Consider the following 23,812-nt stretch of genomic DNA (forward strand, 5'->3'; position numbering starts at 1 on the left):
TCAGTTCCTCACCTGCCGCACGACATCGATCACGCTACCGTCGCGATAGCGGATGACACCGACAACGCGCTCGGTGAATTCGAGGGGCTCGGGCTCGCCCGTTAGCGCCACAGCTTTCTGGCGCAGCTCCTCGATTTTCATGACGGGCAAGCGGGCGTCACGCAGCCGCTGCTCGACTTCCGGACGCTTGGGGTTGACTGCGATGCCATGATCGGTCACCAGGACGTCGACCGATTCACCTGGTGTCAGAAGCGTGGTGACCCGGCGCACCACCGTCGGGATACGACTGCGCACGAGTGGGGCAACGACGATGGTCAAATCGGCCGCCGCCGCGACGTCGCAGTGTCCTCCGGATGCGCCGCGCATCACGCCGTCGGAGCCAGTGATCACGTTGACGTTGAAGTCGACATCGATCTCCAGCGCACTTAGAATAACCACATTGACCCGGTCGACGTAGGCTGCCTTCGACGTGGGATTGGCATATTCGTTGGCCGAGATTTCGATATGCGCGTTCGAGCTACGCAGCGATTCCGCGGCATCGGCGTCGAATGACTGGACATCGACCAGCGCCTTGATCAGCCCCTTCTTGTGCAACTCGGCAATGCTTCCGGTGATCCCGCCCAGTGCAAAGCTGGCCTTGATGTCCCTGCCTGTCATGCGCTCTTCGAGAAAGCGGGTGGCGGCGGTGGATGATGCTCCAGAGCCCGTCTGAAGGGAAAAGCCATCCGTGAAGTAACCGGAGTGCTCGATGACGTCCGCGGCGTGGCGAGCGATCAGCAGATCCCGCGGATTATTGGTGACGCGCGCCGCGCCGACACTGATCAGCGCGGGATCGCCGACTTGATCGACCTTGACGATGAGATCGACCCGATCCTGCGAAATGCTCGCCGGATGGTTCGGAAACTCGACCAATTCCTGGGTCAGCAGCACCACCTGTCGAGCATATTCGGCATCGACCTTCGCATAACCGAGCGAACCGCAGCTCAAACTGCCGTGCGAGCCGTTGGCGTTGCCGAACTCATCACAACTGGCCACGCCCAGGAACGCGACATCGATCTTCAATTCCCCTGTCTGCAGAAGATGAACCCGGCCCCCGTGCGAGTGGATCTGCACCGGTCGCTGCATCAACCCGTTCGAAACCGCTTCGGCAAGCCGGCCGCGCATCCCGGACGTATAGATTTCTGTGATGACGCCGTTCTTGATGTGCTCCACCAGAGGGTCGTGGCAATTCAGAAGCGAGCTCGAGGCGAGTGTGAGGTTCTTGAAGCCGAGCCGGGCCAGAGTCTCGACAACCTTGTTCACCACCTTGTCGCCTTCCCTGAAGGCGTGATGGAACGAGATTGTCATCCCGTCCTTGAGTCCAGATCGCTGGATGGATTCTTCGAGCGAGCCGCAGAGCTTGCGGTGCAACTTGGTGTCGAGGGCTGAGAGATAGGGAGTCTGGGCGTTCGCTCCTGCAAACGGCGCCAATTTCGCGAGCGAGGCGTCCTGTGTAGCCAGGTTCTTTGATGCGGTGTTCATGACATCGTCCTTCGTATTATTGTGGTTTTAGTCAGGATGCCTCGGCAAGTTGCAGCGCCATTTCAGCCTCTTCGATCACAGGCGGGTCGACCATCTTCCCATCGAGTGACACGACTCCAAGCCCCTTGCGCCGCGCCTCCGCCGCCGCTGCAATGACGCGCTTCGCATGACTCACTTCCTCCTCGGTCGGCGCGTAAGCTCGATGCAGAAGCTCGATCTGCTTCGGATGGATCAGGGACTTCCCATTGAACCCGAGCCGTTTGGCGATCTTGACTTCGCGCAAGAAGCCAGCGTCATCGTTCACGTTGCCGTACACGACATCAAACGCGTCGATCCGCGCCGCGCGTGCGGCATGCAGCACCGCAGCCCGGGCGTAGAACAGCTCAGGCTGCCAACCCTTGCTGCGCTTCGTGTGCATGTCGACGAGGTAATCAAATCCGGCAAGCGCGATTGCGATCATGCGCGGCGAAGCCGTCGCAATCGATACGGCGTTGACGACGCCGGAGGCCGACTCGATGGCTGCCACGATCTTGGTATCCCCGACCGGGCGGCCACAGGTACTCTCAATCCGCGCCACGTGAGCCTCGAGATCGTGAATCTCCTTTGCATTCTCGGTCTTGGGCAGGCGCACGACATCCGCGCCACCTCTGACCGCGGCCTCCAGATCCTTGAGGCCGAACTCGGTGGCAAGCGAATTGACACGTACGACAGTTTCAATGTCGCGATAGGCCGGATGATGCAGCGCCTGAAACACCAACAGTCGCGCAGAGTCCTTCTCTCGCGGCGAGACGGCGTCTTCCAGATCGAACATGATCGAATCGGGCTTGTATACGAAAGAGGTGCTCAGCATCGCCGCGTTGTCGCCGGGGACGAAGAGCATGCTACGCCGTAGTTTCATGACAGCCTCCGCCAATCCAGTTCTGGCGCCTCACAGCCGCGCAATACCGCCGCCTGAACTCGTGCACGGATCACGCAATCGAGCGCGCCCTTGTCCTCGATGGATATCGCTCCGGCGCTCACCGAAAGGCTGTCGAGCGTATCGATGACGACCAGCATGATCTGCTTGCCGAACTGCTTCATCACCTCGCTCTTGAGGACAACCTCGCGAGTTTCCTTGTCGCTTGGTGCAACCTTGACCAGCACGTCGCTGGATTCCAGGGTGCCGGCGATCGCTTCCTTGATGACTTTCATCGCGTTTGGACCTCCAACTGTGTGATGTATTCGACGGGATATTTTCGCCTCAAGAACTGCAAGGTCGTCATGGGAACGAGTTCCTCGATGAGGGAGAAGTCGCGCCGCGACAGCAATCCTCTGACCTGGGATGCAGAAATCGGCACGCCGCGGACGGACGCCCTAGGCAGCTCGGCGACCGCAATCGGCGGGGCCGCAGAGGCTGCATACTGCAGCCAGTGCTTCATCTCGGCGTTGTAGCTGCTGGTAACGGGATCGAAGGGCTCGGTTCCCACGTAACGGTGCGTGATGTTCAGCGCCGGCGCGATATATTCACGGAACATGAGCACGTCGATCGCGGCCCGGCTGCTGTCGATCAACGCCTTTTCCTTCAGAAAATAGCCGGGAAAGGTAGCGCGGGAGATGATGTAGTCGGAGCCGGGATGGAGCGTCAGGTTGTCGATGTGCCTTACGCCTGCCGCCACGAGCGCGAAGCGATCGTCATAAGACAATAGCGACGCGTCTTCTCCGACCACGAACACATGGAGCCAATCACACGCGTGCGCGGCCTGCTCGACCAAATAGCGATGGCCGAGCGTAAAGGGGTTGGCGTTCAGGACGACGGCGCCGATCCTGCGCCCCGGCCGACGCCGCTCACGTAATCCGTCGCAATATCTTTGAATCGCGACTGGACTGTTCTCCATCAGGATGACCAGCCGCGGCACCTCGACCAGCGGATAAAAGCCCCAACCGCGAAAAAACGGCAGATTGTGAGGCGGAGAGTACAGGAAGAGATGAAACTGTCCTCGCTCAGCTGCCAGTTTTACAACCGCACTGCCGAGCCGCAGGCTGAGTGACTCCCCGCGAAGATGTTGGGCGATGGCGACACACTTGATCGTATAGTGGTCCAGACCGGCACAGGCGACAACATGTCCTTCTCGTCGATACACGACGAATAGCTCGACCTGGCCATCCAGTTCGAGATTGTTTGCAGCAAGCAGCGTTTGGACCTCTTTCATCTCGTGAGGCGCATCCGTCGGGTCTACCGTGTAGAAGTCCGCTTCGATATTCATAGGTGCAGCCTCTTTCACGCGGTCATCAGATGGTGGGTCGCCACGATCATGATCGGGATGGTTGCGAAGGCGAGCACCCTCGTCACCAAGATCGTGGTGGAAGATTCGGATTGGAGAAGGCCGTATTCTTCAGCAAACATGGTCGTGATCACGGCTGAGGGAAGAGCCGCAAGCAGAATTGCTTCCTGCGCGACCACGCCAGCGACCCCGAACGCCAGGACAGTCAGGAGCATGGCGACGGGGTGCACGAGGTTCTTGATGAGAGCGTCTACTGCCACCGTCTTCGTGAGCTCAACTTTCTCCTCAGCAATGATGAGGCCTGCCACGAAGAGCGAAATTCCTGTCGTTGCACTGCCAATGAGGTGCAACGAGCTGATGACGAACTTGGGCATGTGAAAATCGAGAATGACCGCCACGATCCCAAGGAAAGGCACCCAAACACGCGGTTCACGCATTGCCTTGACGAGCGTTTTCGTGAATGCCGCCAGACCGCGGCTCTTCCCGTTGTCCGAACCAAGCTCGAGCAATACCGTTGTGAGGGGAAGGATGATCAGCGACGGAACGAGGTTTGCGATGAGGATCGGATACAGGCTCGATGGGCCAAACAACTGCCCGAGGATCGGAACGCCCATGAATACCATATCGGGGAAAGCGAGCAGGCTCGCCTTCAATGTCGACGTACGCAGGTCGTAACGCCAGACGAACCGGCAGCCGAGCAGCACCACGAGGTATGGGACCATGAGTCCCACGACGAACAGCAACGGTATTCGGTAGTCAACCAGGTCGGCTCGGGGCGTTTGCAGAATCCCAGCGAGCAGCAACGGCGGCAACAGCCAAGCGAGAACCAGCCGCGTCAGCAAGGCCCGGTCAGTACTCCCGAAGAACTTCAGTCGACCGGCGCGGTAGCCGAGATAGATGACGAAAGCGACGGGTACGAGGGTGGCGGCGATGGTGTTTAGCATGCGCTGCTCCGATAATTAGACTGAGCGCCGACCCTCACGCATTCGCGCCGTCTTCGCGTGATCGTTCTCGTTCGGATGCCTGCGCGCCGATGCCGAACCTGTTTGCGATCGCGAGCACCCGCTCGGCCTCTCGCTCCATCGCCGGCTCGACGACATGTCCGGCGATCACGGGCGTGCTCGTGCCGGCTGCGGCCCGAGCGGCGGCGACGGAGCGAGCGCGGGTCACGGCATCCGCTGAAGGCGTAAAGATGGTGTTGATGGCGGCGAGCTGTTCTGCCTGGAGAGCCGACTTTCCTGTCATGCCGAGCTTCCGGCTCGCCATCGCTTCTCGCCGCAAGCCGGCGGCATCCCCTTTGAAATAAGGTACGTCGATGGCCGCGATGCCCGCCGTAGCGGCGGCCGCGACGACCACGGATCTCGCGAACAGGAGACTCTGCCAGGAACCCTCCGCGCCAAGGTCGGCCGCCAAGTCACCCCCGCCCAGAAAAAGCCCGTAGACACGGTCGTGCGCCTGCGCTATCCGATCGGCGACGAATACAGCCTGCGCTAGCTCGATCATCGGGATGACGCCGACGCTCGACAGCGGACCATCCAGGATGTCGATCACGAGTCCGGTCTCGTCGGCGGACTGGCACTTCGGGATGATAAGCGCGTCGGGTCTGGCGTTGGCTTCCTTTAGCGCAAGCAAGTCATGAAGCCCGGTCACCGAGCGCGGGCTGTTAATACGCAGGATACGTACGAAGTCCGCTTCGGCTGGCTGACCCAGAAAGGCAAATGCGGCCTCTCGCGCCTGCCGCTTGTTGTCGGGAGCGACGGTCGACTCGAGATCCACGATGATGGAGTCGGCACCGGCGGCGCGGGCGCCGTGAAGGGAGTCGGGCCGAGAGCCGGGCGTGAGCAGGAAGCTGCGGCATGCCCGGACCTGGCTGCGAAGCGAAGCGGTGGATTTCTGCGTGGTTGGCACAACAACGTTGATTGTCATATAGGCTCCTTTTCCGACTGCTGGGGCAGGCTCGAGGGCGCGGCCCGGTTCACTCAGCGATCGATAGGATGAAGGTAAGCTGCGCACGGATTTGGACGATTAAAATGGCTGCTCAGGTGACTAAATTTGCGTTTAAGGCTGAGAACCACGCGAGTATGCATTCGGAGACGCCGGCATATTGCGCCACGGCGGTTTGCGGTCTCGCGGGATAAAGGCGAACGGGCGACCGACACGCAAGTCACCAATCCGGCGTCTTGCCGCCGACTTACAAGCCCCGCGCCCACCAGAACCGCGCGCCGCGGCAGCCTATTTCGGGCATCGCGCCATTCATCGCGAGCGCCGTTACTCAAACACAGATCTTCTTTATCTTTTTCGGTGATGCACGTTCGCCGGCGCTCACGTTTCATTGTGCCGAGACGCTCACAGCGGTGGGTGCGATGATGCTGCGCGGGGGCTTCACCGTTTTCCATCGCCGCATAGGTTTCGCAAACGGCTGGAGGCTGCGACGCCAAGGCGGCTTCCGGGGTGGGCGCGCCTCCGTTCAGGACGTCGGCGTTCGGATGGTAGAAGGCGAAAGCGCCCGGCTCTTGAATTGCCGCCCTGTGCGAAGACAGGTGTTGCTGCCGCCCCGAACAAAAGGACGGCTGCGGTGAGAGTTTTGAATAAGGTCATGATGATGTTCTCCGATCGCGACCGAAGCGAGGGTTCGTGGAGAGCACCCGAAGCTCAGTCACGCTCCGGTCAACGCGCGCATTGTCGGGCGACACGAACTTCTTGCTTTCGGTCGCATCCGAACTCTTCGGATGCTTCGAGCCGGATGTAGGATGGCAGCGGCACGGACCCATTAAATTGCCATTCACAAAGCTCACTTCAGCTTGAGACGACCACGTCAGCCGAATTGTCCTTAAAGAGCGCCCTGAGATGATTTGGCGCGGCACCCGGCAAGGTCAGCAACGGAAGATATTGAGACTTCTATCGAGTTCTCTGTCCAATCCCTGTTGCTTGGCATTGAAACTCGTAATACTTGTCTGCTCGGCCTGATCTGCGGACGAACCAGGTGAAAACTGCGGCGCATGAGGTTGCAAGTGGCCGATCGGGGCATTGCCAAACGCGGTGATCCCGCGATCTCCAGGAGGACTACCGAGCGCGGCTTCTCCGCTCCAGATCAACGCGGCGCTGAGACCCGCGACGATGATGAGACTGGATCGCATTCGATTTGCTCCATCAACACTATCGGAAACATCTGGAGGCGGGCGCCTCTGGCAGTGTCAGTTCAGTTTCGTTGTATTTGTCGCAGCCGACGAGCGCTTCGAATCTGACTCCGTGCTGGGTTGCGGCGCCGGCGGTTCGCCGGACTGCGTGGCCGGCGCTTCTCCGACTGCATGACGCATCACCGCAATCTCATGCTGCTGTTGCGTGATGATGTTCTCCGCAAGGCGCCTGAGCTCATCGTTGTGACCGTATTTGAGCTCGGCGCGCGCCATGTCGATCGCACCTTGATGGAGAGGTATCATAATCACCACGAAATCTCGATCGATATCCCCCGTCGGCTTGACGAGCATCTCCCTGGTAATGTTGCTCATCGCCAGATCATTCTCGAACATGAACCGTTGTTCGTTGACGTCGGAGGCTGCTGCGTCGACATGTTGAGAACTTGCTGTATCCCGTGCGAAGGCAAACGAGGTCGCCGATACCGTTAACGCCGCCGCCAACGAGATGACTCGCGTACGAACAAATGAGCGCGACAACAGAGCCATATTGACCTCCAACGGAATCGATTGCGCAGGTGGATTGCTGCCGCAGCGAAGCGGCGATTTCCTTCGAACTGGTGGGGCGAGGTGACGTTCTCAACTAAAAATAAAGTTAGGATTGAATAACCATCTTGCGAGCAGATATCTCTTTGTCCTGAACCCAGATTGCTTTCCTGAGTACGTTTTGGCCCGCGCGCTGCTTAGCCTTAGATCCAAGCGTGGCGGGCTATCCAAAACATCCTGAATTCTGACAAATAATATATTGGGAAAGTACCCACTCCATTCCTAGGTCCAAGCTCAGAAACGACGACGTGATGTCGTCACTTGAAGGAGCGGACCATGCCGACTACCGTCGCTGATCAATTCGCCGAGACGCTGGCGGCGTCAGGCGTAAAACGAATTTACGGAATCGTTGGCGACAGTCTGAACGGATTGACCGACGCAATCCGCCGCCAGGGCAAGATTGAATGGGTGCACGTGCGCCACGAGGAAGTCGCCGCTTTTGCGGCCGGTGCCGAGGCGCATCTTACCGAAAGTATCGCGGTTTGTGCCGGGAGCTGCGGACCCGGCAACCTGCATCTCATCAATGGTCTCTTCGACTGCCACCGCTCGCGCGTGCCGGTGCTGGCGATCGCGGCTCATATTCCCTCGGCCGAAATCGGTTTCGGCTATTTCCAGGAGACCCATCCGGAGAACCTATTTCGCGAATGCAGCCATTACTGCGAGCTCGTCTCCAATGCGAACCAGATGCCGCGCGCTGTAGAGATCGGGATCCGTGAAGCCCTGGGCAAGCGCGGGGTTTCCGTCATCGTGATCCCCGGTGACGTCGCGCTTCAGCCTGCGGCAGAGACGACCAAAGTCCCCCAGCTCGATCTCGTGCCGCGGCAGCCCACGGTGGTGCCCAGGCCCGATGACATCCGGGCGCTGGCGGACCTTCTAAACGGTGCAAAGCGCGTCACGCTGCTTTGCGGCTCGGGCTGCGCCAAAGCCCATGACGAACTGATCGCGCTCGGCGAGAGGCTGAAATCGCCGATGGTACACACCATGCGCGGTAAGGAGCACGTCGAATGGAACAATCCCCATGACGTCGGAATGACCGGGCTGATCGGCTTCGCTTCGGGCTATTACGCGATGAATGATTGCGATGCGCTGCTGCTGCTCGGCGCCGATTTCCCCTATCGTCAGTTTTACCCGCAAGGAGGGGCGCGCATCGCCCAAATCGATATTCGCGCTGAGAATCTCGGTCGCCGCACGCCGATCGAACTCGGTCTGGTCGGCGACGTCGGCACGACTTTGCGCGCCCTGCTTCCCCTGCTTGAGGACAAGGAGGACCGCCGTCATCTCGATCGGTCGCTGACGCATTATGCCAAGAGCCGCACCTCGCTCGATGAGCTTGCGACCGGCACGCCCGGGCGCACGCCGGTGCATCCGCAGCAAATCGCGAAGGCGCTGAGCGATCTGGCCGCTGAGGATGCTATTTTCACCTGCGACGTCGGCCTGCCAACGGTTTGGGCGGCGCGCTATCTCACGATGAACGGCAAGCGGCGCTTGTTGGGATCGTTCTGGCATGGCTCAATGGCCAACGCGATGGCGCAGGCGATTGGCGCGCAGGCAGCCTTTCCAAAACGCCAGGTTATTTCGCTGTCGGGCGACGGCGGTTTCACCATGCTGATGGGCGACTTTCTGACCCTGGCCCAGCTCGGCATGCCGGTAAAGGTCGTCGTCTTCAATAATGGCTCGCTCGGCTTCATTGAGCTTGAGCAGAAATCGACCGGCATCCTCGGCTTTGGGACGGAGCTGAAAAATCCCAACTTCGCCGCGATGGCCGAAGCGGCGGGCATAGTTGGCCTCCGGATCGAAGATCCAGCCGATGTCGAGCCCGCCCTCCGTGCTGCTCTTGCGCATAACGGCCCGGTCCTGGTGGATGCCGTGGTGAACCGCCAGGAATTGGCGATCCCACCCAAGATCACGGCCGAAATGGCGAAGGGGTTCACCCTCTACATGATCAAGGCTGTGCTCAGCGGCCGAACGGATGAGGTCGTCGAGCTCGCGCGTACCAACCTGTGGCGATGATTGCGCCGAAAGGAGGAGATGGGCTATGGCCGTCCCGATACGGTTTCTCGCCTTGGGAACACACGCGTTTGACCGATGGTTCAGCAGCGTCGGCGCCTTAAAGCAGGGTGCCATTTGTGCAGCCGACCGAAGTCGCTTTGTCATCCGCTGCGCGACGGCTGCCTCACTCGCGTACGAATTGGCCAGGCTTGTCGGACTACAACATCCGGTCTGGGCACCGATCTCCGCCCTGATCGTATCCCAGGAGAGCGTGACGGCAACGCTTGACTCGATCCATGGGCGCTTCTTGGGCACGTTCATCGGACTAGCCGTTGCGCTGCTGGTCAACTCGGTTGGCCGCAGGATCGGAATTCCTCTGGTGCTACAGATCGGCATCGGCGTGGCCCTGTGCGCGAGCGCGGCAATGGGTCGGCCGCTGATCCGGGTCTGCCTATGGACCTGCCCTCTCATCCTCGTGGCAGCGGCCCCCGGTCCCGCGCCGGCGCTTGTTGCGGTCATAAGGGCATCGGAAGTGGTGCTGGGCGCCCTGGTCGGCGGCGTGACGCACATCGTCGAGGAGAGGATCGGAACCTCTGCCAACGCACGCACACCCGGCAAGCCGGAAACAGAGCCTGACGAGGGATCGGCCCCCTGAATTCTGCGCATTCGCCCTCGCTTCCCCTCTTCGTTTGTTGAAACAGTTCAACAAGGTTAGCATCATGTCCTTCGAAGTCGCCGATGCCGGTTACGAGCTTCTCCGCAACCCGCATTTGAACAGGGGTACGGCCTTCACACTCGCCGACCGGCGCGAGCATCGTCTGGAAGGACTACTGCCGCCTGTGCCGAGCACGCTTGAGCTGCAGGTCGCGCGTATTCATTCCGAACTCGCAAGCCTCGATGACGACCTGCAGAAGTACCTTCTGCTGTCCGACCTGCAGTCTCGAAACGAGACATTGTTCTATGCCGTGCTGATGTCGGATCCGGCAAGCTTCATGCCGGTCGTCTATACGCCGACGGTCGGAGAGGCTTGCCAGAAGTTCGACCACATCTTCAGGGCACCAAGAGGCGTCTATCTCCCCATCATCGCCCAGGGTCGGTTGAAGCGACTGCTTGCCAACTGGCCGGAGAAGGATGTCCGCTTTATCGTTGTCACCGACGGCGAGCGCATCCTGGGTCTCGGCGATCTCGGCATCGGCGGCATGGGCATTCCGATCGGCAAGCTCGCGCTTTACACCGCCTGCGCCGGCGTCCCGCCGCAATATTGCCTGCCGGTGACGCTCGACGTCGGCACCAACAACCAGGATTTGCTTGATGACCCGCTTTACCTTGGGCTGCGTCAGCACCGTGTACGCGGCGAAGACTACACAGCTTTCGTCGATGAATTCGTGGACGCTGTACGGTCTCTCTATCCGAGGTGCTGCATCCAATGGGAGGATTTTGCCAACATCAACGCAGTCCCGCTGCTTGCTCGTTATCGCAACTCAGTTTGTACCTTCAACGATGACATCCAGGGTACGGCAGCGGTTGCCCTTGCGGGCATCTACGCAGCGCTACGCATATCCGGGCGGCCGCTTCGAGAACAGCGCTTTCTATTTCTGGGCGCCGGCTCGGCGGCAACCGGGATCGCCGAGCTGATCAGCCGGGCAATGGTGCCTGAGAGCATGAGCATCGCCGAGGCCCGGTCCCGCAATGCGCTGTTCGACGTCAACGGTCTTTTGGTCGCGTCGCGCAGCGACCTCGCTGATTTCCAGAAGCCGTTCGCCCTGGATCATGCGCCTATCTCGAGCTTCGCTGAGGCGGTGAAGGCGCTGCGGCCGACCGGCATCTTCGGCGTCAGCACCGTGCCGAAGCTGTTCAATCAGCAGGTCATCGAAACCATGGCCGCGATCAATGAACGGCCGATCATCTTCCCCTTTTCCAACCCGACCTCACGCTCGGAATGCACGGCGGAAGAAGCCTACCGCTGGAGCAACGGTCGAGCGATTTTCGCGAGCGGTAGCCCTTTTCCACCGGTCGACATTGACCGAAAGACCTTCATGCCGAGCCAAGGCAATAATGTCTACATCTTCCCTGCAGTTGGCATGGCCATATTCGCAACCGAAGCGACCCGCGTTAACGATGAAATGTTCATCGTCGCAGCGAAGGCCGTCGCAGAGCAAGTGACCGATGAGAACCTTGCAACCGGGCTGATCTATCCGCCGCGCGGCCAGATCTTCGCCGCCTCTCTTCACGTCGCGACGCGTATCGCCGAGTACATTTTCGAAAACAATCTTACGCGAAAAGAGCGTCCCAAGGACGTCGGCGCGCTGGTCCGTTCGCAAGTCTATCGGCCGGTCTATGCGGCTTGAAGTTAAGAGCTGCGGCACGCTATAGCCAAATTCCCAGATTAAACGGTAATTTAATGGCGGCCTGCCATGTGGTAGAAGTACTTCGTCTTGTAGCGAATGCCTGCGAGAGGCCTCAGGCAGGATGGCTCCTGCCTCCCGACGGCAACGCAATACGCTTAGAGCGCCAGGAAACCTGCGATGCCGAAGGTGCTGCTGATTGAGGATCATAACGAGACGGCCAGCCAGATCATGGCCGAGCTGGTCAATCGCGGATTCGACGTTGACTGGGCGGCCACGGGGGTCGAGGGTCTCGACAAGGCACGCACGTGCGAGGCCGACGTGATGATCGTAGACCGGCTTTTGCCCGGCATTGATGGTCTGACCATCATTGAGGTTGCCCGCCAGGAGCAGGTTCAGACTCCCGTTCTGGTGTTGAGCGCTCTTGGCGCGGTGGATGACAGGGTGCGCGGATTGCGGGCCGGCGGCGACGATTATCTTACGAAACCGTTCGCGATCGTCGAGCTGATTGCAAGGATCGAAGCTCTGCTGCGCAGGCCCGGTGACAGCCGCGAAACCGTGTTGCACGTGGGCCCCCTAGAACTCGACCTCCTTCAGCGGACTGCCAAACGCGACAAGCGCACCCTCGAGTTGCTTCCGCGCGAGTGTCGTCTACTCGAATACATGATGCGTCGGGAGGACCAGTTGCTCACGCGAGCAATGTTGTTCGAGGAAGTCTGGAACTACAAGTTCGTGCCACAGAGCAATCTCGTCGATGTGCATATGGGACGCCTGCGTCGAAAGGTTGACGCGCCCGGTGAGCCGCCGATGCTTCTAAACATTCGTGGAGAAGGATTTATCTTGCGTGCGCCTTCCTGAGTTTGCCCGTACGAGAACGTTTCGCTGGACACTCCTTCGCGGCATCGTCGTTGCAGCGGGCGCGTTCGCAATCTGCGTGGGATTGATGATCGGCTTTATCTATTGGCCGAACTCGACCTATGTGATCGACAGCGTGGACCGCCTGATTACCGATCGCGCCGACACCTTCTCCGCTCTTCCATCGGAACAGCGGCTGCAGGCGCTTCAGTGGCATATCGACCAGGATCCCCGTCGTGTAAAGCTCGTTGCCTTGTTCGATCCGCATGGCAATCGGATCATGGGCAATATCGAGAGCCTGCCGCATGGTCTTGAGTTGGGCGCTCGTCCGCGCGAAACATCAATCGTGCGAATTGATGCCCTCGGACGGGAGAAGGAGAGCGTTCGTGCCACAGCACGCCGGCTTGCTGACGGACAAATCCTTGTCGTAGGGCGGAATGTCGATGAGGTGGCGCAGATGGGAAATTCGGTGGAACGAGTCCTGGCGTGGGGCATCATTCCGGCTCTGTGCCTCGGGCTTGCCGTCGGAGCCTATTTGAGCATCAGGACACAACGACGGATCGACGAGGTAAACCAGCTGGTTCAGCGGATCGTCGCGGGTGAACTGCGCGAACGCCTGCCGGTGCAAGGCACCAATGCCCCCTTCGACGAACTCGCAACGCTCATCAACGGAATGCTGGACGAGATAGAAGTTCTCCTCCGGAGCGTGGCTGGCGTCGGAGACGATATTGCCCACGACTTACGAACTCCGCTAACCAACGTCAGGATGACGCTCGAGCGTGGCCGGCACAATGCGACCAAATTCGATCAACTGCAGGCGTCCGTGGATCAGGCGATCATGGGCCTTGACCAATCGTTGACAATGATTACGGCGCTACTCCGTATCGCCGAGATCGAGCACAGCCGTCGGCTCGTTGGCTTCCGCGATGTCGAGCTGGCGGAGCTCGTACGCGACGTCGCAGAGCTTTATGAGCCAATCGCCAAAGACAAGGGCGTGGCTTTGACGGTGGAAGCCAAGGAGGAAATCGTCACGCGGGGAGACCGTGACCTCCTGTTCGAGGCGGTGGCGAATCTGGTCGATAACGCCGTGAAGTTCACCCCCGAGTGCGGCCAGATCGAACTTAAGCTGAGCCTGACTGAGGACGGCGGCACCGTACGCGTTAGCGATACCGGGCGCGGAATTCCGGCAAGCGAACGCGATCTCGTCACCCGGCGTTTCTATCGGTCAGACAAGAGCCGCGGAGAGCCCGGACTGGGATTGGGTCTCAGCCTGGTCACCGCAATCGTAAAGCTGCACGGCTTTCGCTTCACTCTCTCTCCGGCACCCGGCGGCCCGGGCTGCATTGCGCAAATCGCGTTCTGATCGACTGCGCGGCAATGGTACCGGCCCGGCATTCCTATTCCGGCGATGCTCGCTGCTTTCCGGCACGACATCGGCTCTCGTTGCTGAGCGACGGTGGCTTGTTGCCTAACCGTCGTCTGGTTCCCTAAATTCAAATTTAGACTCGTGCCGGGCCAATTTAGTGGCCTCGGAGCGCCGGCCTCGTATGTTTGATACGAAGATACGGTCGGCCACGTCTCCCGGAATTCAAAGAATCAGGATTTCGTACCGACACTTCTGGTGAAGCCCTGGGAGCGGGAGGAACCGTCTGCCAGACGACAGCGGGAGATTACATGCGAAAAGGATTGGCGATAGCGGCGCTCGCAATGCTTTGGAGTTGCGCGGTTCAAGCTCAAACCTCCGTCAGCCCCTCGGCGATAGGAGCGACTTCTCCACTCGGTGTGTTGGGCACGAATGGAACGAGCGGAACGACTGTCTCCGGGAGCCCGCTTGGATCAACAGAGATCGATCCGGGCGGCCTTAGCCCAGCACCTACTCCGTCCTGCGGCGCCAGTGGCTCGACCGGTTCGCAGTCCTCTGGAACGAACAATACGACATCAATGACAGCTGCCGGCACGACCTTCGACGGCGGTGGATTGGATATGACCTCCGGCTGCACTTCGTCGTCCGCGGGCGCGACTGGTTCGTCAACACCGGGAGCGAGTTCGAGCGGGTCGGTCATAGGAAGCTCGATCCCGCTCGGCGCCACGGAGACAGGTAGCACCGGCGTGAGCCCGTTGGTTACGGTCCCGCTGCCCAGCACCTCCACAATGACGTACGGCTCGACCATACCGGGGACGACGTCGCCATGTTTGAGCTCGACGACGAGTGACTCCTCTTCGACCGCGGGCACCAGCGCCAACGCGGTTACACCGGCATCCGGCTGCTAAAGGAATCGGAGGGGCGCATGCGCAAACTATGGATCGCACTTGTCGTCGGCTTGATTGGTGCCGGCGGCGCCGCTTTCGCCGCGCGACAATTCCGTCAACCTGCGACAACGCAGCTGAGTGCCATCCCGCAAGCTGTGCCGGTCGTTGCGGCAACGGTACTCAGCCACGACGTGCCGATCTACATGCGTGGCGTAGGTACGGTGATTGCCCACAACAACGTAATCATGCGCAGCCAGATCACCGGACAGCTCGTCAAGATCAGCTTCAAGCAAGGCCAGACCGTCAAGAAAGGCGACGTACTCGCCGAGATCGACCCGCGGCCGTACCAGGCGCAGCTTGATCAGGCGATCGCAAATCGCGACCGGGATCAGGCACAGGTCGTCAATGCCCAGGCTAACCTGAACCGATACGAACCACTTGCTCAAAACGGCTGGGCAAGTACCCAGCTGGTCGATACCACAAAGGCTCAGCTGGCCCAGCTTCAGGCGATGGTGAAGTCAGATGAGGGAGTTATTGCGCAGGCAAACACGAACCTAAGCTACACGCAATTGACTTCGCCGATCGATGGCGTGACCGGCATTCGCCAAGTCGACAACGGAAACATCATCCATCCAACTGACGCAAATGGCCTCGTCGATGTCACGCAAATCCAGCCGATCTCGCTGATCTTCTCGCTCCCGCAGACGGATTTCGTAGAAATCCAGCGCCAGATGACGAACCGGCCGCTCAAGGTGCTTGCCTACAGCCAGGACGACAGTACTGAACTCGATGAAGGCAAACTTGACCTAATCGACAACCAAATCGTCCAGACGACCGGGACGATAAGGCTGCGGGCGGAATTTCCGAACGCCAAGCGCTTGCTCTGGCCAGGCGAACTTGTCAACGCACGGCTGCTTCTCGAAACCCGCCACAACGGGCTGACAATCCCGGCCTTCGCAATCCAGCAGGGACCGCAGGGCTCCTTTGTCTGGGTCATCGGACCCGACGATTCCGTGGCAACGCGTTCCGTCAAGGTTGCCTCGATCAGCGATGGCGACGCGCTGATCGATTCGGGCCTTCAGGCCAACGAGAGGGTCGTGGTTGACGGTCAATATCGTCTTCAGGCCGGTACACATGTGACGGAGCTGGTCGGCGCGGCTGCGCAAGGAGCCAATCTGCAGAGCTCCGTCGAGCAGGAAATCCCATGAACATTTCCGCACCATTCATTCAGCGGCCAATCGCGACCGCGCTGCTCATGATAGCCCTCCTGCTCAGTGGGCTTGTCACCTACCGACTGCTTCCTGTCGCTTCTCTGCCGAACGTCAATTTTCCGACGATTCAGGTACAGGCACAGCTGTCGGGCGCCGATCCGCAAACCATGGCGTCCTCCGTCGCAACGCCGCTTGAGCAGCAATTCTCGCAGATTCCCGGAGTGATCCAGCTCACCTCCGCAAGCGTGCTCGGGGCCACCCAACTTACCGTGCAATTTGACCTTAGCCGCGACATAGACAGCGCTGCTACCGACGTTCTTGCGGCGATCAATGCCGCAAGTCCGTATCTGCCCCAAGGCATTCCCTACCCACCGACGATCCGGAAAGTAAACCCCGCGGACACGCCGATCCTGGTGCTTGGCCTGACATCCGAAACCTTGCCGCTGACGACCGTCGATGCCTATGCCGAGAACATTCTATTGCCGAAGATTTCGCAAATCGCGGGCGTGGGCATCGTAGGCATCGGCGGCCAGCAGAAACCCGCCATCCGCGTTCAAGTGGATCCCCAGGCGCTCGCCAATCGCGGCATCGGCCTGGAAGACGTCCGCAACGTCCTTACGCAAGCAAATGTCGATCAGCCAAAGGGCACGCTGACCGGTCCGCGGCAAAGCTTTACGCTCGGCAGCAACGATCAGCTACTCAAGCCCGACGCTTACAAGGATCTCATCGTCGCCTACCGGAACGGCTCGCCGGTGTTTATACGTGACATCGGCAACGTCATTGAGGCCGCAGAGAACAATCTGGTCGCCGGCTGGTTCAACAAGCAGCGCGCGATCATCCTGTCTGTTCAACGTCAGCCCGGCGCCAACGTTATCGCGACGGTCGACCGCATCAAATCGCTTTTGCCGCAGCTGCAGGCATCGCTCCCGCCAGCGATCAAGGTGAATGTCATCTCCGATCGGACGCAGACGATCCGCGCGTCCGTTGCCGACGTGCAATTCACGCTGCTGCTGACGGTTGCGCTGGTCGTGATGGTAATCTTCATATTCTTGCGCAACTTCTGGGCGACCGTCATTCCGGCCGTCACCGTGCCACTATCGTTGATCGGCACTTTCGCGGTGCTCTACGAAATGGGCTACAGTCTCGACAACCTGTCCCTGATGGCGCTTTCGATCGCCATTGGCTTCGTGGTGGACGACGCCGTCGTCGAAATCGAGAACATCACACGCCATATCGAGGGGGGTCTCTCGCCGTACGATGCGGCGATGATGGGGTCCGGCGAGATCGGCTTCACTGTGATGGCGATCACGTTCTCGCTCATCGCCGTGTTCATTCCCCTGTTCCTTATGGGGGGCTATGTCGGATTGCTGTTCCGCGAGTTCGCGATAACGGTAAGCGTTTCTCTCGTTCTCTCGCTGGTGATCTCGCGGACGCTCACGCCGATGATGTGCGCATACCTCCTCAAGCCGCAGAGCCATGAGCACGGCTGGCTCTACAGATTATCTGAGCGTGGCTTCGATGGCCTGCTCTCGGTGTATGAGCGCGGACTAAAGGTAGCGCTGCGGCATCGCCTCATCACGCTGATGACGCTGTTTTTCGCCATTGGCCTCACCGGTTATCTCTATACGGTGATTCCAAAGGGCTTTTTTCCGCAGCAAGATACCGGCATGATCGCGGGGATTGCGGAAGCTGCACAGGACATCTCTTATCCGGCAATGGTTGAGCGCATGCAAGCTGTGATCGACACCGTTCTGAAGGATCCCGCCATCGCCTCTGTCGGCGCCCAGATCGGAGGCACCACCACTCTCAACCAGGGACGGATGTTTATTGCACTCAAGCCTCAGGACCAGCGCAAGGCAAACGCGAACCAGGTGATCGCCCGACTCCGCACCAAGCTTGCGGCCGTGCAGGGCATCACCCTGTACATGCAGGCCGCACAGGACATCACCGTGGGCGCGCGACTGTCCAAGACCCAGTATCAATATACTTTGACCGATGCCGATTCCAACGAGCTCAATCACTGGTCAGCCATTTTCCTGGAAAAACTCAGGAACATTCCCGGAATTATAGACGTAACCACCGACCAGCAGAACGCTGGACCACGCTTGAACGCGACCGTCAACCGTCGGGTCGCGTCGAGCTTCGGCATCTTGCCCGCGAGCGTGGATAACACGCTCGATGACGCCTTCGGTCAACGCATCGTCTCCACGATGTTCACCGCGCTTAACCAGTACCATGTCGTGTTGGAGGTACTCCCGCGCTTCCGAGCCAGCCCCACTGCGCTTCAGCAGATCTATCTCAACTCTTCTAGCGGGCAGCAGGTCCCGCTGAGCACGCTTACCAACAGCACGATCACCGCAGCGCCGATCGTGATCAATCACCAGGGAATGTTTCCATCGACCACCATCTCGTTCAACCTGAAGCCTGGCGTGGCGCTGGGAGACGCGGTGGCAGCCATCCAGCAGTTCGAGCAGCACAGCGGCAAGCCGGCTTCGCTAACCGCTACATTCCAAGGCAACGCGAACGCGTTCCAGGCGGCGCTGGGTGGGGAGTTGGTTCTGGTGCTGGCGGCGTTGGTGGTGATCTACATCATACTGGGTGTGCTGTATGAAAGCCTTGTTCATCCGATCACAATTCTCTCCACCCTGCCCTCGGCCGGCATCGGAGCACTGCTCTTGCTGATGGCGGCCCATATGGATCTGAGCGTGATCGCCATCATCGGGATCATTCTCCTGATCGGCATCGTTAAAAAGAACGGCATCATGCTGGTTGACTTCGCGCTTGAGGTCGAGCGTAACGAGGGCGCAAGTTCAGAGGAATCCATCTACCGGGCCTGTATGCTACGCTTCAGGCCGATCCTGATGACGACGATGGCAGCAATCTTGGGCGGCGTACCATTGATGCTCGGCACCGGCGCCGGATCCGAGATACGACAGCCGCTCGGCTATACGATCGTTGGCGGCCTCATTCTTTCTCAAGTCCTGACGCTGTTCACGACGCCAGTCGTGTACCTCTACCTTGATCGGTTGCAGCAGTTCATCGCCAGCAGGCGCAGCCGCGAGCCGCAGGCTGCTCCGACCGTTCACACGACGTGATTAGCAGAGTGCTATGAGCCCCTGCTGCGCCTTGCAATGAGCCGAGGCGGAGAACGTCGATGATTGTGATGGCGCAAGAGTATCTGGCCAACATTAAAGGCAAAGTTAATCTGCCAAATTCCTATTTAGTGGCACCTCCCCTGCGCTCGTTCCTACAGTCCATTTGCCGGGCTGAAACTATCGGAGCAAAGTATGCAGGAGAGCAGCATAGCTATGGCGCCCAATGAGTTTGAAATCAACGGAATAGCGCGCAGCAATTCGAACGGATACACCGCGGCGATCAAGCGATACGACCTGCTTGAGGAAGAGCAAGAGCAACAGCTTGCACGTCGCTGGCAGGATCTGGGTGATCGCGCGGCAGCGGACGCTCTCGTCACCAGTCACCTGCGGCTCGCGGCAAGCGTGGCACGGCGCTACAGGCGATATGGTCTTCCCCTCGCGGATATCATCTCTGAAGCAAACCTCGGTTTGGTTCTTGCCGCGCAGCGTTTCAAGCCTGAGCGCGGCTCGCGTTTTTCGACCTATGCACTCTGGTGGATAAAAGCCAGCATACACGACTACATTCTGCGCTCCTGGTCGCTGGTCAAGATTGGAACAACAGCTGCACAGAAGAAGCTGTTCTTCCGTCTCCGAACGGAAATGAACAAGCTTGCGAGCGGGACAACCGAACTGTCTACGCAGGCAGCTGAAGTCATTGCTCGGCGGTTGACAGTCGACGCCACTGAAGTAATCGAGATGGACCGTCGCCTGCGCGGCGACCTGTCGTTGAACTCGCCTGTCAATGACGGCGAGGGTAGCGCCGAATGGCAGGATCTTCTGATTGATCATTCGTCGAACGCGGAGTTGATCCTGGCGCAGCATGACGAAGGCGCCCGGCAAGCCGGCGCGCTTCGGGCAGCGCTCGATCTCCTGACCAAGCGCGAACGACGAATATTTGAGGCGCGGCGCCTGAGCGAGAACCCTCCCTCGCTCGAGGAGCTTGCGCGGGAGTTGTCGATTTCCAGCGAGCGCGTGCGCCAAATCGAGATTAGTGCGTTTGGCAAGGTCAGGAGCGCAGCCAGGAAATGTTTCAAAGGGGAGAACCCGGCACCGCGCTATCGCCCGCGGCCCGCCCTGGGAGTTACGGAGGGAGTGCTCGCATGTTCGCGATAACTCCACTGCAGCTTGCGCGCATCCAGTTCGGGTTCACGGTTTCCTTCCATATCATCTTCCCGGCGATCACCATCGGGCTTGCGAGCTATCTCGTTGTTCTCGAGGCGCTATGGTTATGGCGGAAGGACGAGGTGTACCGCACGCTCTATCATTTCTGGTCTAGAATCTTCGCGGTGAACTTCGCGATGGGCGTGGTTTCCGGCCTCGTCATGGCCTACGAGTTTGGTACGAACTGGAGCCATTTTTCGGCTGCAGCCGGCAGCATTACCGGTCCGCTGCTCGCCTATGAAGTGCTCACCGCCTTCTTTCTGGAAGCCGGATTTCTCGGCGTCATGTTGTTTGGCTGGAACAAGGTGGGACCCGGCCTGCATTTCTTCGCAAGTCTCATGGTGGCGATCGGCACGCTCATCTCGGCGACCTGGATTCTTGCATCGAACAGCTGGATGCAGACGCCTCAGGGCTTTGAGATCGTCAACGGCCGGTTCGTGCCTGTCGATTGGCTGAAAATCATTTTCAATCCGTCGTTTCCTTTCCGGCTCGCCCACATGACCGTGGCCGCTTATCTCGCCACCGCCCTCTTCGTAGGCGCGGCGGGCGCATGGCACGTGCTGCAGGGCCGTTCGAGCCGGGCTATCCGCACCATGCTGTCGATGGCGATGTGGATGGTGCTGATCGTGGCGCCCCTCCAGATCGTGCTTGGCGATGCGCACGGGCTCAACACGCTGAAATACCAGCCTGCCAAGATCGCGGCGTTGGAAGGTCATTGGGAAAACACCCCCGGCCAGAGCGTTCCACTTACCCTGTTCGGGTTGCCGGACATGAAGGCCGAGACGACCCGCTACGCCGTACAGGTACCCTATCTCGGAAGTCTCATTCTTACCCATAGCCTGCATGGGCAGGTGCCGGGCTTGAAGCAGTTCGCGCCGGAAGACCGCCCCAATTCGACAATCGTGTTCTGGACCTTCCGCGTTATGGTCGGACTCGGCCTGCTAATGGTCCTGCTCGGCGTCTGGAGCCTGTGGCTGCGTTGGCGCCGGCGCCTGTTCAAGTCGAGCTTGTTCCTGCGCTTTGCCTTGCTCATGGGACCGACAGGGCTGATTGCGATTCTTGCCGGCTGGATGACGACGGAAATCGGGCGCCAGCCCTGGGTCGTCTACGGACTGCTGCGCACGAAAGATGCCGTATCGAACCATTCTGTCCTGGCCCTTTCACTAACTTTGATCGTCTTCGTCGTCATGTACTTCGCCGTGTTCGGCGCAGGCATCAGCTACATGCTGAAGCTGGTCGCTAAGGGGCCTGACGAAGCGGAAGCCGGAGGTGCGCCGCACCGGCGCGGGCAGTCGCTGCGTCCAGCACGGCCCCTCTCGGCGGCTCCCGACGATGTCGATCTTGCGATTGAACCCCCTAAACAGAAATAGGTCTAGCGAGATGGGCATCGATCTTCCCCTTCTTTGGGCACTGATTATCGGCTTTGGCCTGATGATGTATGTCGTGATGGACGGATTCGATCTGGGTATCGGCATTCTCTTTCCGTTCATTCCTGATCGCGAGCATCGCGACGTGATGGTCAATACGGTCGCGCCAGTCTGGGACGGCAACGAGACGTGGCTGGTTCTGGGCGGCGCGGCGATGATGGCGGCCTTCCCGCTCGCCTATTCGGTCATCCTGAGTGCCCTCTACCTTCCACTGATGTTCATGCTCGCTGGCCTAATCTGGCGTGGAGTCGGGTTCGAATTCCGCTTCAAGGCGGACGCATCCCATCGACCGTTTTGGGACAAGGCTTTCGCCTTTGGCTCGTACCTCGCCACCTTCTGCCAAGGCGTTGCGTTGGGCGCCTTCATCAACGGCATTGCCGTCACGGACGGCTCCTATGCCGGCGGCACGTTCGATTGGGTCACACCATTCAGCCTGTTCACCGGGTTTGGCCTCCTGGTGGCCTACGCGCTGCTTGGCTCGACCTGGCTGATCATGAAAACCGAAGGCGCGTTACAGCGTCGCATGAAGGTTCTCGCTAGAGCCGCAACACTTGTCCTGTTGCTCACGATAGCCATCGTCAGCCTTTGGACGCCGCTCTCACATCCTGATGTGGCGGCGCGATGGTTCAAGTTACCGAACTTCCTGTTCTTCTCACCCGTTCCGCTCCTCGTGTTGCTTGTGGCGTGGGCGATCTTCCATACGCTGAAACGCGACACTCATGCTACGCCCTTTCTGCTGGCGCTGCTCCTGCTCTTTCTCGGCTACAGCGGGCTCGCCATCAGTCTGTGGCCGCACATCATCCCGCCGGCGATTTCCATCTGGGACGCCGCATCGCCGCCCCAAAGCATGGGTTTCGCCCTGCTAGGTGCGCTGTTCGTTATTCCCTTCATCCTCGGGTACACGGCTTGGGCCTACTACGTGTTCCGCGGCAAGGTGAGGATCGGCGAGGGTTATCACTGATGGAGCGGCGAACTTCCTTGCCAACCTGGCCGTGGCGGATCGGCTGGCTGGACCTGATCTGGACGGCGAGTGTCGTAAGCTTGGCGATCTTGTCGATCGCATTTCGCATGTTGATGAACCTTGCCGGGCTAACGGGATGACCGCTGTTCGAGCCCGCTCATTTAGCCCGCATGCCAGATGCACAGGTGTGATCTCGACAATGGTCTACTTGTGGATGCCGAAAAATGTTGAATTTCGTAGAGATTTGCAGAGAATTAGGCTGCTTCCTATCTCTTGTTGACCGTGGTGAGGGATTGAGGATGGTCAGTAACAAAGACTTGGAAGCCGGGCAAAAGGCAATGGCTGAGGATTTCCATCTTCCTGGAGGAGGGCGGAAGAAGCTCTCGCAACTGGTCGCCGGACACTTACACTGGTTTGACGCTGCGGAGCGCCGCGGCATGGGCTGGCGGGACATGATCAGGGCTTTGACCACCGCCGGCGTGACCGGCAAAACCGGAAAGCCTTTGAGCGTCGGCACGCTGTCTGCAACGGTCTGGCGCAAGCGCGCGGAAGCCGAGGCGGGGAAGATCGACGCCTTCGTGCGACTGATGAACGCGAAGCTGGATGCGGGCGACACTAACACCTGCAAAGGCTATATCCGCTCAATCATCGACGCGGTCGAGATCGACGACCAAGCCATCCGGATTATTGGCAGCAAGGACATCCTCCAGGCGGCCATTGCCGGCAAACAGACCGAGAACGGAAATGTTCGTGGTTTTGTACGCAAATGGCGCGCCCGAAGAGATTCGAACTCCTGCTCCACAAATCGATAGCCCCTCCTTTTTTACTGAGGGCGCGAGGGAGTGGCTTCTTGGGGCGCCTACGCCGCGCGAAGAAGTCCTCCGCACTTCATTCTGGATGCACCGGGAAGCGCTGCGCGACTGAACCGGCTCCCTCGCCCGGTTGCTTTATAAGATC

Annotated in this window: 22 protein-coding genes; 13 read left to right on the top strand and 9 right to left on the bottom strand. The window is 59.7% G+C overall.

Going from position 1 to position 23,812, the window contains the following annotated elements:
• The 8 genes from citF to IVB27_RS26535 form a co-directional block, all read right to left on the bottom strand.
• Positions 1 to 1,521, bottom strand: a complete 1,521-nt coding sequence (gene citF, locus IVB27_RS26500) for a citrate lyase subunit alpha (protein ID WP_247446042.1) — start codon at positions 1,519 to 1,521, stop codon at positions 1 to 3.
• Between the two features lie 31 nt (positions 1,522 to 1,552).
• Positions 1,553 to 2,419 carry an aldolase/citrate lyase family protein gene (locus tag IVB27_RS26505; protein ID WP_247446043.1) on the bottom strand — a complete coding sequence of 289 codons (867 nt, stop codon included), beginning with the start codon at positions 2,417 to 2,419 and terminating at the stop codon, positions 1,553 to 1,555.
• Positions 2,416 to 2,712 carry a citrate lyase acyl carrier protein gene (gene citD / locus IVB27_RS26510; RefSeq protein ID WP_247446044.1) on the bottom strand — a complete coding sequence of 99 codons (297 nt, stop codon included), beginning with the start codon at positions 2,710 to 2,712 and terminating at the stop codon, positions 2,416 to 2,418. The genes IVB27_RS26505 and citD overlap by 4 nt, the downstream gene beginning before the upstream one ends.
• Complete coding sequence (gene citC / locus IVB27_RS26515; protein ID WP_247446045.1) at positions 2,709 to 3,764, bottom strand: [citrate (pro-3S)-lyase] ligase; 1,056 nt, start codon at positions 3,762 to 3,764, stop codon at positions 2,709 to 2,711. Before citC ends, citD begins: the two co-directional genes overlap by 4 nt.
• A gap of 14 nt (positions 3,765 to 3,778) precedes the next feature.
• Positions 3,779 to 4,726: an AEC family transporter gene (locus tag IVB27_RS26520; RefSeq protein ID WP_247446046.1), complete on the bottom strand. Its 948-nt coding sequence runs from the start codon at positions 4,724 to 4,726 to the stop codon at positions 3,779 to 3,781.
• A gap of 34 nt (positions 4,727 to 4,760) precedes the next feature.
• Positions 4,761 to 5,708, bottom strand: coding sequence for an HpcH/HpaI aldolase/citrate lyase family protein (locus tag IVB27_RS26525; protein ID WP_247446047.1), 948 nt, complete (start codon positions 5,706 to 5,708; stop codon positions 4,761 to 4,763).
• 947 nt (positions 5,709 to 6,655) lie between these two features.
• Positions 6,656 to 6,919 (bottom strand): hypothetical protein, encoded by a 264-nt coding sequence (locus tag IVB27_RS26530; RefSeq protein WP_247446048.1) that lies wholly within the window; start codon positions 6,917 to 6,919, stop codon positions 6,656 to 6,658.
• 57 nt (positions 6,920 to 6,976) lie between these two features.
• On the bottom strand, positions 6,977 to 7,465 hold the full coding sequence (locus IVB27_RS26535) for a DUF305 domain-containing protein (protein WP_247446049.1): 489 nt from the start codon (positions 7,463 to 7,465) through the stop codon (positions 6,977 to 6,979).
• 333 nt (positions 7,466 to 7,798) lie between these two features.
• Between IVB27_RS26535 and poxB the strand changes: the two genes are divergently transcribed.
• The 5 genes from poxB (at position 7,799) to IVB27_RS26560 (ending at position 14,074) form a co-directional block, all read left to right on the top strand.
• Entirely contained in the window at positions 7,799 to 9,532 is a 1,734-nt protein-coding gene (gene poxB / locus IVB27_RS26540; protein WP_247446050.1) for a ubiquinone-dependent pyruvate dehydrogenase, read from the top strand.
• A 25-nt stretch (positions 9,533 to 9,557) separates the two neighbouring features.
• The gene (locus IVB27_RS26545; RefSeq protein WP_247446051.1) at positions 9,558 to 10,166 is read left to right on the top strand and encodes an FUSC family protein; all 609 of its coding nucleotides are present in this window, start codon (positions 9,558 to 9,560) and stop codon (positions 10,164 to 10,166) included.
• Between the two features lie 64 nt (positions 10,167 to 10,230).
• Complete coding sequence (locus IVB27_RS26550; protein ID WP_247446052.1) at positions 10,231 to 11,859, top strand: NAD-dependent malic enzyme; 1,629 nt, start codon at positions 10,231 to 10,233, stop codon at positions 11,857 to 11,859.
• Between the two features lie 177 nt (positions 11,860 to 12,036).
• Positions 12,037 to 12,714: a response regulator transcription factor gene (locus tag IVB27_RS26555; protein WP_247446053.1), complete on the top strand. Its 678-nt coding sequence runs from the start codon at positions 12,037 to 12,039 to the stop codon at positions 12,712 to 12,714.
• Positions 12,701 to 14,074: a sensor histidine kinase gene (locus tag IVB27_RS26560; RefSeq protein ID WP_247446054.1), complete on the top strand. Its 1,374-nt coding sequence runs from the start codon at positions 12,701 to 12,703 to the stop codon at positions 14,072 to 14,074. The genes IVB27_RS26555 and IVB27_RS26560 overlap by 14 nt, the downstream gene beginning before the upstream one ends.
• 370 nt (positions 14,075 to 14,444) lie before the next feature.
• Here IVB27_RS26560 and IVB27_RS26565 read toward each other — a convergent pair whose 3' ends face one another.
• Entirely contained in the window at positions 14,445 to 14,954 is a 510-nt protein-coding gene (locus IVB27_RS26565; RefSeq protein WP_247446055.1) for a hypothetical protein, read from the bottom strand.
• 45 nt (positions 14,955 to 14,999) lie between these two features.
• On the opposite strand from IVB27_RS26565, the gene IVB27_RS26570 reads away from it, so the two are divergent.
• The 8 genes from IVB27_RS26570 to IVB27_RS26605 all read left to right on the top strand — a co-directional run bounded on the left by IVB27_RS26570 (position 15,000) and on the right by IVB27_RS26605 (position 23,667).
• Complete coding sequence (locus IVB27_RS26570) at positions 15,000 to 16,169, top strand: efflux RND transporter periplasmic adaptor subunit (RefSeq protein WP_247446056.1); 1,170 nt, start codon at positions 15,000 to 15,002, stop codon at positions 16,167 to 16,169.
• The gene (locus IVB27_RS26575) at positions 16,166 to 19,267 is read left to right on the top strand and encodes an efflux RND transporter permease subunit (RefSeq protein ID WP_247446057.1); all 3,102 of its coding nucleotides are present in this window, start codon (positions 16,166 to 16,168) and stop codon (positions 19,265 to 19,267) included. Before IVB27_RS26570 ends, IVB27_RS26575 begins: the two co-directional genes overlap by 4 nt.
• 59 nt (positions 19,268 to 19,326) lie before the next feature.
• On the top strand, positions 19,327 to 19,494 hold the full coding sequence (locus IVB27_RS26580; RefSeq protein WP_247446059.1) for a hypothetical protein: 168 nt from the start codon (positions 19,327 to 19,329) through the stop codon (positions 19,492 to 19,494).
• Complete coding sequence (locus IVB27_RS26585; RefSeq protein WP_247446060.1) at positions 19,481 to 20,419, top strand: RNA polymerase factor sigma-32; 939 nt, start codon at positions 19,481 to 19,483, stop codon at positions 20,417 to 20,419. The genes IVB27_RS26580 and IVB27_RS26585 overlap by 14 nt, the downstream gene beginning before the upstream one ends.
• Complete coding sequence (locus IVB27_RS26590; RefSeq protein WP_247446061.1) at positions 20,407 to 21,837, top strand: cytochrome ubiquinol oxidase subunit I; 1,431 nt, start codon at positions 20,407 to 20,409, stop codon at positions 21,835 to 21,837. Before IVB27_RS26585 ends, IVB27_RS26590 begins: the two co-directional genes overlap by 13 nt.
• Positions 21,838 to 21,847: 10 nt before the next feature.
• Entirely contained in the window at positions 21,848 to 22,855 is a 1,008-nt protein-coding gene (gene cydB, locus IVB27_RS26595) for a cytochrome d ubiquinol oxidase subunit II (protein WP_247446062.1), read from the top strand.
• Positions 22,855 to 22,995: a DUF2474 domain-containing protein gene (locus IVB27_RS26600; RefSeq protein WP_247446063.1), complete on the top strand. Its 141-nt coding sequence runs from the start codon at positions 22,855 to 22,857 to the stop codon at positions 22,993 to 22,995. Before cydB ends, IVB27_RS26600 begins: the two co-directional genes overlap by 1 nt.
• Before the next feature lie 159 nt (positions 22,996 to 23,154).
• Positions 23,155 to 23,667 (top strand): hypothetical protein, encoded by a 513-nt coding sequence (locus IVB27_RS26605; RefSeq protein ID WP_247446064.1) that lies wholly within the window; start codon positions 23,155 to 23,157, stop codon positions 23,665 to 23,667.
• Positions 23,668 to 23,812: the final 145 nt, after the last annotated feature.

The organism is Bradyrhizobium sp. 197 (assembly GCF_023073375.1).
Lineage (GTDB): Bacteria > Pseudomonadota > Alphaproteobacteria > Rhizobiales > Xanthobacteraceae > Bradyrhizobium.